9 protein-coding genes are annotated in these 12,788 nt (G+C 70.0%); 5 read left to right on the top strand and 4 right to left on the bottom strand.

What is annotated here, in order from left to right:
- A complete protein-coding gene (locus M1L60_RS15685; RefSeq protein WP_253238151.1) occupies positions 1-1,014 on the bottom strand; it encodes a LacI family DNA-binding transcriptional regulator in 1,014 nt (337 codons plus the stop codon).
- A gap of 310 nt (positions 1,015-1,324) precedes the next feature.
- On the opposite strand from M1L60_RS15685, the gene M1L60_RS15680 reads away from it, so the two are divergent.
- Genes M1L60_RS15680 through M1L60_RS15665 form a run of 4 tightly spaced genes read left to right on the top strand, consistent with a single transcriptional unit; the run spans position 1,325 to position 6,984 of the window.
- Positions 1,325-2,611, top strand: a complete 1,287-nt coding sequence (locus tag M1L60_RS15680; RefSeq protein WP_253238150.1) for an ABC transporter substrate-binding protein — start codon at positions 1,325-1,327, stop codon at positions 2,609-2,611.
- 56 nt (positions 2,612-2,667) lie between these two features.
- On the top strand, positions 2,668-3,648 hold the full coding sequence (locus tag M1L60_RS15675; protein WP_253238149.1) for a carbohydrate ABC transporter permease: 981 nt from the start codon (positions 2,668-2,670) through the stop codon (positions 3,646-3,648).
- Entirely contained in the window at positions 3,645-4,499 is an 855-nt protein-coding gene (locus M1L60_RS15670; protein ID WP_253238148.1) for a carbohydrate ABC transporter permease, read from the top strand. The genes M1L60_RS15675 and M1L60_RS15670 overlap by 4 nt, the downstream gene beginning before the upstream one ends.
- A 31-nt stretch (positions 4,500-4,530) precedes the next feature.
- Complete coding sequence (locus M1L60_RS15665) at positions 4,531-6,984, top strand: glycoside hydrolase family 2 protein (RefSeq protein ID WP_253238147.1); 2,454 nt, start codon at positions 4,531-4,533, stop codon at positions 6,982-6,984.
- A 163-nt stretch (positions 6,985-7,147) separates the two neighbouring features.
- Here the strand turns inward: M1L60_RS15665 and M1L60_RS15660 are convergent, their stop codons facing one another.
- The 3 genes from M1L60_RS15660 to ilvD form a co-directional block, all read right to left on the bottom strand.
- The gene (locus M1L60_RS15660) at positions 7,148-7,513 is read right to left on the bottom strand and encodes a bleomycin resistance protein (protein WP_253238146.1); all 366 of its coding nucleotides are present in this window, start codon (positions 7,511-7,513) and stop codon (positions 7,148-7,150) included.
- Between the two features lie 4 nt (positions 7,514-7,517).
- Positions 7,518-8,327 (bottom strand): MSCRAMM family protein, encoded by an 810-nt coding sequence (locus tag M1L60_RS15655; protein WP_253238145.1) that lies wholly within the window; start codon positions 8,325-8,327, stop codon positions 7,518-7,520.
- Positions 8,328-8,428: 101 nt separating this feature from the next.
- Positions 8,429-10,276: a dihydroxy-acid dehydratase gene (ilvD, locus tag M1L60_RS15650; RefSeq protein ID WP_253238144.1), complete on the bottom strand. Its 1,848-nt coding sequence runs from the start codon at positions 10,274-10,276 to the stop codon at positions 8,429-8,431.
- 149 nt (positions 10,277-10,425) lie between these two features.
- On the opposite strand from ilvD, the gene M1L60_RS15645 reads away from it, so the two are divergent.
- Positions 10,426-12,756, top strand: coding sequence for a putative bifunctional diguanylate cyclase/phosphodiesterase (locus M1L60_RS15645; protein ID WP_253238143.1), 2,331 nt, complete (start codon positions 10,426-10,428; stop codon positions 12,754-12,756).
- Positions 12,757-12,788 lie beyond the last annotated feature (32 nt).

Genomic DNA, 12,788 nt, shown 5'->3' with positions numbered 1-12,788 from the left:
CTAGCGGGGCGGGGCGGTGCTGCCGCGAGGGGTGAGGTGGGCCGTGCCCGCCTCGACGTTGCTGACCTGCTTGCCGTCGATCGCGGCCAGCAGCTCGCGGGCGGCGTGGGCGCCGTATTCGGCGATGTCGCGCGACAGGGCGGTCAGCGGCGGGTGCACGAGGCTGCACAGTGGCGAGTCGTCCCAGGCCACGATGGACAGATCACCGGGGACGGCCAGGCCCATCTCTTGCGCCACGGCCAGGCCGGCCACGGCCATCACGTCGTTGTCGTAGATGACCGCGGTGGGCCGGTCGGCCCCGATCAGCAGCCGGCGGGTGGCCCGGCCGCCCTCCTCGCCGGTGTAGTCGGACGGCATGGTCACGGCCTCGTTGAGCCCGAGCGCGGTGCAGACCTCTTCGAAGGCCCGGGTGCGGGTCTGGGTGTGCAGCAGGTCGGGCAGGCCGCCGACCCGGGCGATGCGGCGGTGGCCCAGCGCCACCAGGTAGCGCACCGTCTCGGTGATGGCGCCGGCGTCGTCCGACCAGACCTGGGCGATCTTGCCGGTGTCGCCCGGCCCGCCGATGACCACGGCGGGCAGCTGCAGCTGTTGCAGCACGGGGATGCGGACGTCGTTCTCGCGCAGGTCGGTGACGATCACGCCGTCGATGCGGCGCTCGCCCCACCAGCGGCGGTAGACCTCGATCTCTTGCTCGGGGGTGGCCACGACCTGCAGCGTCAGGGCGTACGAGCGGGCCGCCAGCTCGGCCTCGAAGCCGCTGATCAGTCCCATGAAGAACGGCTCGATGCTGAGTATGCGGGCCGGCCGGGCCAGGGTGAGCCCGACGGCGCGGGCGCTGGCCCCGGAGAGCGCACGGGCGGCGCTGTTCGGGTTGAAGCCGATCTCCTGGGCGATGGCCACGATGCGCTGACGGGTCGCCTCGGAGACGCCGGGCTGGCCGTTCAGCGCGTACGACACCGCGCCCTTCGACACACCAGCCCGCCGTGCGATGTCGGCGATCGTGGGCCGCTTCACTCGGTCTCCTCTGTTCCCGCCGAGCCTACCGGCGGAGTTTACCGGCGCCGGAATCGGTAGAGCGCTCTCACGCTGATCTTCGCCGAGGTGAACGATCGGCGACGGCCTGAATTGATCGGTTAAGTGTTGGCGGACACACCGCACTTTGTAAACAGTCCTGCCCCATAAAGTCCGGATCATCCCGCTTAAAGAGTACTGACAACGATGACAGATCAACCTCGTAACACGGTATTGACAGTCATGGACCCCCGTCATAGCGTCTCCACAACTTATCCGGTTCAGTAAATTCTTTCCGCCTTGGAGGCGTGTAATGAGAAGGACTGTGCGGGCGGCGGTCGCCGGTGTGGCGGCGACCCTTTTGATCGCGGGCTGCAGCGGGCAGAGCCTCGAGGGCAAGGAAGACAGCGGCAACGGCGCGGCCGGCGAGCAGATCACGCTCAAGGTCAACTTCTGGGGCGACATGGGTCTCGACGCGCTCAAGGCCAAGTACGAGAAGGAACACCCGAACATCAAGATCGTGCTGAACACGGGTGAGTTCAACGCCCAGCACGAGGACCTGCAGAAGAAGCTCGTGGCCGGCTCGGGCGCCCCGGACATCTCGGCCGTCGACGAGGGCTTCATCGTCCAGTTCCGCAACCAGTCCGACAAGTTCGTCAACCTGCTCGACAAGGGCGGCGCCGAGTTCGAGTCGAAGTACCTGGACTGGAAGTGGAAGGCCGCGATGTCGGCCGACGGCAAGCAGATCGGTCTCGGCACCGACGTCGGCGGCCTGGCCATGTGCTACCGCAGCGACCTGTTCGAGAAGGCCGGCCTGCCCAAGGACCGCGAGGCCGTCTCCAAGCTGTGGACGAACTGGGACGACTTCATCAAGGTGGGCCAGCAGTACGTGGCCAAGACCGGCAAGAAGTTCGTCGACTCCGGCACCAACATGTTCAACCCCGTGCTGGCCCAGCAGCCGGTCGGCTTCTACAACGACCAGGAGCAGCTGGTCATGGACGGCGGCCCCAAGGTCGCGTTCGACACCAGCATGAAGGCCATCGACGCCGGCATCTCGGCCAACCTGGTCAGCTTCCAGGCCAACTGGAACACCGGCTTCAAGAAGGACCAGTTCGCCGTCCTGGCCTGCCCGGCCTGGATGCTCGGCCACATCCAGGAGACCGCGCCCGACCAGAAGGGCAAGTGGGACATCGCCGCGATCCCCGGCGGCGGCGGCAACTGGGGCGGTTCGTGGTGGACCATCCCGTCGCAGGGCAAGAACATCGACGCCGCGGCCGACTTCGTGAAGTGGATGGTCCAGCCCGAGCAGCAGATCGAGGTCTTCAAGACCGTCGGCAACCTGCCGTCGCAGCCCGCCCTCTACAAGGACCCGGCTGTGCTCGACTACAAGAAGGAGTTCATGAGCAACGCGCCCACCGGCCAGATCTTCGCCGCCACCGCGGAGAGCCTGAAGCCGCAGTACCTGGGCAAGAAGAACGGCCCGACGCGGGTCGCCGTCGAGAACGTGATCCGGCGCGTGCAGCAGGGCGGGCTCAAGTCGGACGCCGCCTGGGCCGAGGCGGTCAAGCAGGCCGAGAAGGTCGCCAAGACCGGTAAGTAGTTCCGACGACGACGGCGGGGCGGCGTGGGCCGCCCCGCCTTCCCCTAGGAGTGGCCGTGTCCCTCACCGAGCTCCGCCCGGCGTCGCATCGGCAAAGTCCGCCGCCGGCCCCGGGCAAGACCAAGCACTGGCTCTACCGGTTCGACACCAAGACCATCCCGTACATCTTCATCTCCCCGTTCTTCATCCTGTTCGCGATCTTCGGGGTCTTCCCGCTGATCTTCAACGGCATCGTCGCGCTGCGGAACTGGCGGCTCGACGACCCGACGCTCACCGGCTGGGCCGGCCTGGCCAACTTCGAACGGCTGCTGAGCGACGAGGACTTCTGGAACTCGCTGGGCAACACGTTCGGCATCTTCATCCTCTCGACGGTGCCGCAGCTGCTGGCCGCGCTGATCATCGCCAACCTGCTCAACCGCCGGCTGCGCGGCAACACGTTCTGGCGGATCGGCATCCTGCTGCCGTACCTGACCCCGGTGGTCGCCTCGACCCTGGTCTTCGCGATCTTCTTCGCCCGCGACAACGGCCTGGCCAACTGGTTCCTGTCGCTGGTCGGCTTCGGCCAGGAGACCCCGCTCGACTGGCGGGCCCAGAAGTGGAGCGCCTGGATCGCGATCGCCACGATGGTCAACTGGAAGTGGATCGGCTACAACGCGCTGCTCTACCTGTCGGCGATGCAGTCCATTCCCAAGGACGTGTACGAGGCCGCAGCGGTCGACGGCGCGAGCCCGTGGCGACAGCTGTGGCAGATCACCGTACCCATGATCCAACCGGTCGTGGTGTTCACCGTGATCCTGTCGACGATCGGGGGGCTGCAGCTGTTCAACGAGCCGATGATGTTCGACGAGAACCCGCAGTCGGCCGACGGCGGCACCGACCACCAGTTCCAGACCATCGCGCAGCTGATCTACAAGGTCGGCTGGAAGGACCTCGACCTGGGGTACGCAGCCTCGATGTCCTGGGCGCTGTTCCTGATCATCCTGGTCGTGGCCGGGATCAACTTCGCGCTCACCCGGCGCATCGGAGGTGACCGGTGAAGACGTACGTGAACCGGGCCCCGCAGGACACGCGCGGCACCTGGGCCACCTACCTGGGTCTGTCGATCGTCCTGCTCTTCTCGGCCTTCCCGGTGTACTGGATGTTCGTCATCTCGACGAGCACCGACGAGGCGGTCGCGGCCTCGCCCCCGGCGCTGATCCCCGGCGCCCAGTTCCTGATCAACGCGCAGGAGGTCTTCACCCTCAACGAGGTCTACTTCGCGGCCTCGCTGATCAACAGCGTGCTGGTGTCGACCGTCATCACCGCGGCCACGCTGTTCTTCTGCTCGCTGGCCGGGTTCGCGTTCGCCAAGCTGCGCTTCAAGGGCCGCAACGCGCTCATGGTCGTGGTCATCCTGACCCTGACCGTGCCCAACCAGCTCGGCATCGTCGCGCTCTACATCGTGATGGGCAAGCTCGGCTGGAACGGCACCCTGCTCGCGGTCATCGCCCCCGGGCTGGTCAGCGCGTTCGGCGTCTTCTACATGCGGCAGTTCATCGCCCACGCGGTGCCCGACGAGCTGGTCGAGTCGGCCCGCATCGACGGCGCGCTGACCATGCGCGTCTACTGGAACATCGTGCTGCCGGCCATCCGCCCGGCGCTCGCGGTGCTGGGCCTGCTCACCTTCGTGATGGCCTGGAACGACTTCCAGTGGCCGCTCATCCAGCTCAACGGGACCGACTTCCCGACGTCGATGGTGGCCCTGTCCGACCTGGCCAGCGGCAACTACGTGATCTACCGGCGGGTGCTGGCGGGCGCGTTCCTGGCGACCGTTCCGCTGATCGTGCTGCTGTTGATCGGCGGGCGGCAGATCGTCCGAGGGATCATGGAAGGCGCCGTCAAGTCCTGACCGGGGACCGGCGTGGCGACGAAGGAGAACAGTGAGCTCGTACCAATCGCTCCACGAGGGCTGGACCGTCTCGGGAGCCGACGTCAGCGGCCTCCCGGCCACCGTGCCCGGCTGTGTGCACACCGACCTGCTCCGGGCCGGTCGCATCGAAGATCCGTACCTGGACGAGAACGAGACCGGGCTCGCGTGGATCGGCCGGACCGAATGGCTGTACGAGACCACCTTCACCGCCACGCCGGGCCGGCGCACCGATCTGGTCTGCGCCGGCCTCGACACCATCACCGAGATCGAGCTGAACGGTTCGCTGGTCGGCGAGACGGCCAACATGCACCGCGGCTACCGCTTCGACGTCGGCCCGCTGCTGCGCGACGGCACCAACTCGTTGAAGGTCAAGTTCAAGAGCGCCTACGCGTACGCCGAGGGGCAGCAGCAGCGGCTGGGTCACCGCCCCAACGCGTACGGGGAACCGTTCAACTTCATCCGTAAGCAGGCCTGCAACTTCGGCTGGGACTGGGGCCCGACCCTGGTCACGGCCGGCATCTGGCAGTCCATCGGCCTCGAGTCGTGGTCGGTGGCCCGGCTGGCCGAGGTCCGCCCTCAGGTGACCGTGGACCGCGGCACCGGCCGGGTCGAACTGCGCGTACGCCTCGACCGCGCGGCCGACGAGCCGGTCGTGATCACGGCCGAGGTCGCCGGCCGGCGCGCCCAGGCCACCGTCGACGGCATCGAGGCCCTGCTCATCCTCACCGTCGACGACCCCGACCGCTGGTGGCCGCGCGGCTTCGGCGACCAGACCCGCTACGACCTCGACGTGACCCTGGCCGCGGCCGACGGCACTGTCCTGGACACCTGGAACCGCAAGATCGGCTTCCGCAGCGTCCGCGTCGACACCGCCGACGACGGTTACACCATGATCGTCAACGACGTGCCGGTCTTCGTCCGCGGCATCAACTGGATCCCCGACGACGTGTTCGCCGACCGGGTCACCCGCGACCGCCTGGCCGCCCGCTTCCGCCAGGCCGCCGAAGCCAACGTCAACTACCTGCGCGTCTGGGGCGGCGGCCGCTACGAGTCGTTCGACTTCTACGACCTGGCCGACGAGATGGGCTTCCTGGTCGGCCAGGACTTCCTGTTCGCCTGCGCCGCCTACCCCGAGGACGAGCCGTTCCGCTCCGAGATCGAGGCCGAGGCCCGGGACAACGTCGTGCGCCTGGCTTCGCACCCCAGCCTGGTCGTCTGGACCGGCAACAACGAGAACCTCTGGGGGTACGAGGACTGGGGCTGGAAGCCCGAGCTCAACGGCCGCTCGTGGGGCTCCGGCTACTACTACGACCTGCTGCCCCGCATCGTCGGCGAGCTCGACCCGACCCGGCCGTACTGGCCCGGCAGCCCGTACTCCGGCTCGCCCGACCGCTACCCGAACGACCCGGCCTACGGCACCACCCACGTGTGGGACGTCTGGAACACCGACGACTACACGAAGTACGCCGCCTACCGTCCCCGCTTCGTCTCCGAGTTCGGCTTCCAGGCGCCGCCTGCGTTCTCGACCCTGCGCCGCTCCATCTCGGACGAACCGCTGGCCCCCGACTCGCCCGGCATGGCCCACCACCAGAAGGCCGGCGGCGGCGACCAGAAGCTCGAACGCGGCCTGGCCAACCACCTGCCGGCCCCGCGCGACTTCGACGACTGGCACTTCCTGACCCAGCTCAACCAGGCCCGCGCGGTGGCGTTCGGCATCGAGCACTTCCGCTCGCTGCGCCCGCTCTGCCAGGGCACGATCATGTGGCAGCTCAACGACTGCTGGCCGGTCACCTCATGGGCCGCTGTCGACGGCGACGGGCGCAAGAAGCCTTTGTGGTACGCGATGAGGGACGCCTACGCCGACCGGCTGCTGACCTTCCAACCGCGTACGGGTGACCCGGTGGAAGCCGGGGGCCCGCTCATCGACGTCGAGCCCGGCGCCGTGGTGCCGCCGCAGGGCGTGCCCACCTTGATCGTGGCCAACGACAGCCGTACGGAATGGGCCGTGTCGACCACCGTGACCCGCCGCACCCTGGCCGGCAAGGTCCTGGCCACGGCCGACCTGACCGCGACGGTGGCCCCCGGCGAGAACGCCACCCTGACCCTGCCTGCCGATCTGGCCAACCCCGGCGACCCCACCACCGAGTTCCTGACGACGGACACTGGCGTGACGTGGTTCTGGTCGCTGGACAAGGACATCCCGTGGCCGGCCCCCGACTACGCGACCGAAGTCAAGCAGGACGGCGATCTTTACCGTGTGACGGTTCGAGCGACGACCCTGCTGCGCTCGCTGACCCTGTTCCCCGACCGCCTCGACCCCGCCGCCGAAACCGACCGCACCGCCGTGACAGTCCTCCCCGGCGAGTCGGTGACGTTCACCGTGCAGTCAGAACACCCGCTGGACGCCGACGCCCTGACGACCCGCCCGGTCCTGCGCTGCGTCAACGACGTCCTCGCACACTGACATCGGCCCTGAAGCGCGGCCCGTGTGATGACGGGCCGCGCTTTCCGTTGTGGACGACTCCGTTTCGCCCCGTTGGCCCCTGTGGATGACGAAATCGGTCCCGGACGAAAACGACGTACGGTCAGACCCCGGGTGGGAGGGGGCTCGGGATGGGGTGGCGGCCTCAAGATTTGAGCGGCGATCCCACGCGGTGCAGAGTGCCGTCCGGGTCGACGTAGGCGAATTCCCGCAAGCCCCACGGAGTGTCGCGCGGTGGATCGAGGGGGCCCACGGCCTCGGTCCACTCGGCGTGCAGGCCGTCGGCGTCGGAGACGTACAGATAAACGCTGGCCGCCGTGCGGGCCGGGTCGTGTTCGTCCCACTCGGTGAGGTGCAGCGACACGTCGCCGCGGTCCACGAAGCCGTACCGCTGCGGGCCGTCCCAGGCCTCGGCCGTGAACCCGAGCCGCCGGTAGCGGGCGAGCGCCGCGTCCAGGTCTCGCACCGGGATGATCGGCACCGCCCGCTTGAACGTGATCTCGTCACTCATGCCGTCAGAGTAGGGCGGAAGCCGCGGCCGGGGTGCCCAGCGTGATGTCGTGGTCGGCGTGGTCGCCGATCAGTTCGACCCGGGTCGCGACCGGGGCATGGCCGCTGGCCGCGACCGTGTAAACGCCCGGCGGCAGGTCGCGCAGCTCGTACCGTCCCTCGGAGTCGGTCGTGGCCGCGCCCGCGACCCGGCCCGTGCGGTCGACCGCGACCACCGACGCCTGGGGGATCGGGTGGCCCGAGCCGGCCGCCCGCACGCTGCCGGTCACCGTGCCGCCCACGGCCAGGGCCAGGTCGACCGGGCCGGAATCGTTGGGGGAGACCGTGCGCGAGGCCGGGCGGGCGTGGTCGGCCGTGGCCGTCAGCGTGTACTCCGGGCCGTCGAGCCCCGGCAGCTGGTAGCGGCCGTCGGGCCCGGCGGTCGTCGTCGCGACCACCTCGCCGCGCTGGTCGGTCAGGGTCAGCGTCGCGCCGGGAAGGCCGCGGCCCCCGCGGTCGGTGACCCGGCCGGTGATCTGGCCCGCGCCGGCCAGCGACAGCACCCGTCTGATCTCACCGGCGGCCACGTTGATGATCGCGGCCGCCGGCTGGTGGCGCTCGGCCGCGCAGATCAGCAGGAACGAGCCGCCGGCGTGCAGCACCATCCGGTAGCTGCCGTCCTCGCCGGTCACCGCCCGGGCCAGTTGCTGCCCGCCGAAGTCGGTGATCGTCAGGGTGGCGCCGGGCAGGGGCAGCCCGCCCGGACCGTCGATGCGACCGCGGACGATCGCTTCGCCGGGGCCGGCCGGATCATCGTCAGGGTTCGAGGCGTTCACCTATCGACCAACGACGCTCCCGCCCGGAAGTTGCCCTCCGGGAACGATCAAGCAGGGGTTTCACGGCGGCTGCCCATCGACCGGCCCTCGATCCAGTAGGCCTATTCGGGGACCCGCCGGTAGGCGCCGTCGCTCGCGCTGGTGGCCATCGACGCGTACGCCCGCAGGGCCGCCGAGACCGGCCGCTGCCGGTCGACCGGGGTGAACGGCTTGGCCCGCCGCTCCTCCTCGTGCCGGCGCTGGGCCAGTTCCTCATCGCTGACGTGCAGCGTGATGCTGCGGCCGGGGATGTCGATGATGATCTCGTCACCGGTCTGGACCAGCGCGATCAGGCCACCGGCGGCCGCCTCGGGCGAGACGTGGCCGATGGAGAGCCCGCTGGTGCCGCCCGAGAAGCGCCCGTCGGTGATCAGCGCGCACGCCTTGCCGAGCCCGCGGCCCTTGAGGAAGCTCGTCGGGTACAGCATCTCCTGCATGCCGGGGCCGCCCTTGGGCCCCTCGTAGCGGATGACCACGACGTCGCCCTCGACGACCTCTTTGCCGAGGATGCCGTCGACCGCCGCGTCCTGCGACTCGAAGACCCGGGCCGAGCCGGTGAACTTCCAGATCGACTCGTCGACGCCGGCCGTCTTGACCACGCAGCCGTCGGGCGCGAGGTTGCCGAACAGGATGGCCAGGCCGCCGTCGACCGTGTACGCGTGGTCGACCGAGCGGATACAGCCCTTCTCGCCGTCGGTGTCGAGCGTCGCCCAGCGGTTCTCGGTCGAGAACGGCTGCGTGGTGCGCACACCACCGGGGGCGGCGTGGAACAGCTCGAGCGCGGCCTCGGACGGCGAACCGCCGCGGACGTCCCACTCGGCCAGCCACGACTCGAGATCGGGGGAGTGCACGGACCGGACGTTCGTCTTGAGCGAGCCACCCCGGTGGAGTTCGCCCAGCAGGGCCGGGATGCCACCGGCCCGGTGCACGTCCTCCATGTGGTACTTCGGGCTGTTCGGGGCGACCTTCGACAGGCACGGCACCCGGCGCGAGATGGCGTCGATGTCGGCCACGCTGAAGTCGAGCTCGGCCTCGCGGGCCGCGGCCAGCAGGTGCAGCACCGTGTTGGTGGAGCCGCCCATGGCCACGTCGAGCGCGACCGCGTTCTCGAACGCGTCCCGGCCGGCGATGCTGCGCGGCAGCACCGACTCGTCGTCGTTCTCGTAGTACTGCTTGGCGATGTCGACGATCAGCGCGCCGGCCTTCTCGAACAGGGCCTTGCGGGAGGCGTGCGTGGCCAGCGTCGAGCCGTTGCCCGGCAGGGCCAGGCCGATCGCCTCGGTCAGGCAGTTCATCGAGTTGGCGGTGAACATGCCGGAGCAGGAGCCGCAGGTCGGGCAGGCCGAGCGCTCGATGGTGTCGAGCTGGGCGTCGGTCACGTTCTCGTTGGCGCTGGCGCTCATCGCGTCGACCAGGTCGAGCTTCTCGTGCACGATGCCCTCGATGGCGACCGTCTTGCCGGCCTCCATCGGGCCGCCGCTGACGAAGACCGTGGGGATGTTGAGCCGCAGCGCGGCGATCAGCATGCCGGGGGTGATCTTGTCGCAGTTCGAGATGCAGACCAGGGCGTCGGCGCAGTGCGCGTTCACCATGTACTCGACCGCGTCGGCGATCAGCTCACGGCTGGGCAGCGAATAGAGCATGCCGCCGTGGCCCATGGCGATGCCGTCGTCGACCGCGATCGTGTTGAACTCGCGCCCGACGCCGCCGGCCTCGGCGATCGACTCGGCGACGAGACCGCCCATGTCCTTGAGGTGCACATGACCCGGTACGAACTGGGTGTAGCTGTTGGCAATCGCCACGATGGGCTTGCCGAAGTCGTCGTCGGTCATCCCGGTGGCGCGCCAGAGGGCACGCGCGCCGGCCATGGTCCGACCGTGGGTCGAGGTCCGGGAACGCAGGTCAGGCATCCCCTCAGTGTGCCACCGCTGTAGGTGCGGTCCGCCAATTGCGTCCGAAAGGCGGGATGGGCTCAGTCTTCAGTCGGGTTCAGGGGTGGCGGCCGGGGTGGTTGGATTGGGGGGTCGTTAAATAGATCGCCATCAGGCAGAGTGTTCCCGTGCAATCACCGTCCGGCATGGAGCTGGCCGGGCTCGCGAGCCTTCTGGTCGCGGTCCCGGCGGTCGCTCTGCTGGGAAATTCCGGCCGCCGTCACACCGGCGCCGCCCGCCGGGCCCATCTCGTGCTCGCGGCCGGCGGTGCGATCGCCACCGGGGCCGCCCTGGCCGGCATGCTCAGTGTGCTGATCACCACCGCCGAGCCGCCGCGGACGACGCTCGGCACGGCGGTCGCGGCCGGCACCGCCATCGGCGTGCTCATCCTGCTGATCGGCACGGCCATGCTGCCGGGCGCGGCCGAGAGCCCCGGCGCGGCCCTCCGGCACCTGCTCGACGGCCTGGTCATCGCGGCCGCGATCTGGTTCGTGGGCTGGGTGCTGATCGCCCGGCCGACCCGGATCCTGGGCGAGGCGACGCCGGTGAAGTGCCCGTCGGTGCTGATCCCGACCGGCCTGGCCGTGATCTCGCTCGGCCTCACCATCGTGCTGGCCCTGCACGCGCACCGGCCGCGCCTGACCACCGTACGGGTGGCGGGCGGGGTGACCTTGGTCGCGATCGCCGCCGTCGCCCTGGCCGGCGGCATCTGCCAGGACAACCACGCTGCCGTGCTGACCGGGGCCCTGCTGCTGCCGGCCGGCCTGTTCGTGGTGGCGCGGGCGGTGAAGGTGGCCGACCGGCCGGTCACGGTGGTGGGCGACGTCACCGACCGCAGCACCGCGTACGCCATCGTCCCGATGGTGGCCATGGTCGGCGCGCTCGGCTACCACCTGGCCCGCGGCGGCTCCTTCGACCTGTACGGCTTCCTGGGCGCCTCGGTCGAGGGCTTCGCGCTGGTCGGCCGGCAATATCTGGCCCTGCGCGACGTCCGCCGCTACACGCTCGAGCTGCGGTCGCGCGAGGCGCACTTCCGCGAGCTGGCCCACACCGACCCGCTGACCGGCCTGGCCAACCGCCGCGGCCTGCAGCGGGCGCTGCGCGAGAACGAGCAGTCGCGGGTGCTGGTCGGCATCGACCTCGACGGGTTCAAGACGGTCAACGACATGCGCGGCCACGACGTCGGCGACGCGGTGCTCAAAGAGGTGGGCCAGCGGCTGCGGCGCAACCTGCTCGACGGTGACGTGGCGGCCCGGCTGGGCGGCGACGAGTTCGCGATCCTCATGCGGGGCACCGCCGACGAGGCCATGCTCACCGCGCACCGGCTGCTGGCCGTGCTGGGCGAGCCGTACGAGGTCGACGGCAACTCGGTCTTCCTGTCGGCCAGCCTGGGCGTGGCCAACACGGGTCCCGACCCGGCCGACACCGGCGACATCATCCGCGACGCCGACCTGGCCCTGCGCTACGCCAAACTGCGCGGCAAGAACCGGGTCGAGCGCTACCAGCAGCGGTACGACGAGCTGCTGCGCCGCCGGGGCACGCTCGAGGCCGAGCTGCGGCACGCGATCGACCGCGAGCAGCTGCGCCTGGTCTTCCAGCCCGTGGTGGCGCTGCCCTCGGTGCGCCCGGTCGGGGCCGAGGCGCTGCTGCGCTGGACCCACCCCACGCTCGGGGCGGTGCGGCCCGACGAGTTCATCCCGGTCGCCGAGGAGTCGGGGCTGATCAACCGGATCGGCGCCTGGGTCCTCGAACAGGCCTGCATCCAGCTCGCCGAGTGGCTGGCGCGCGGCCACGACGTCTGGGTCTCGGTCAACCTCTCGCCCAAGGAGCTGCACGCCGCCGACTACGCGGGGCAGGTGGCCGACGTGCTCGAACGGCACGGTGTGCCGCCGCAGCGGCTGGTGCTCGAGGTGACCGAGCACGCGGTCGCCACCGACATGGAAGAGCTGATCAGCCGGCTGACCGAGCTGCGGGGCACCGGCGTCCGGATCGCCCTCGACGACTTCGGCGCCGGCTATTCGTCGCTGGGGCAGCTGCGTACGCTCCCGGTCGACATCTTGAAGATCGACCACGCCCTGGTGGCCGAGCCCGAGTCCCGTACGGGCATGGCCGCGCCCCTGGTCGACGTGGTGGTCAACATGGGCCACCGGCTGGGCCTCGAGGTGCTGGCCGAGGGGATCGGCACCCCGGCCCAGCGGGCCGTCGTCGAGGAGGCCGGCTGCCGGCTCGGTCAGGGTTCCCTGTTCGGCTGGGGCGTGCCCGCCGAGCACCTCGAGGCCCAGTTGCAGACCCTGCGGCAGAGCCCGGCGCGGCCGCTGCCGGCGCCGCGTTCGGCCCCGCCGGCCGACGCCGCCCCGCGCAGCCAGGTGGTCATGCTCGGGCCCGGTATGCGCCAGCTCAGGGCCCTGCTACCGAGCGATCCGGGCTTCGTCGCTCCCACCGGCGAGGGACCCCAGTGATCAAAATGTGGGATCAGTTGACTCGCGGTTTG

It is taken from the genome of Paractinoplanes aksuensis (assembly GCF_024137025.1).
Classification (GTDB): domain Bacteria; phylum Actinomycetota; class Actinomycetes; order Mycobacteriales; family Micromonosporaceae; genus Actinoplanes; species Actinoplanes aksuensis.
This window is presented reverse-complemented; position numbering and strand designations above follow the sequence as displayed.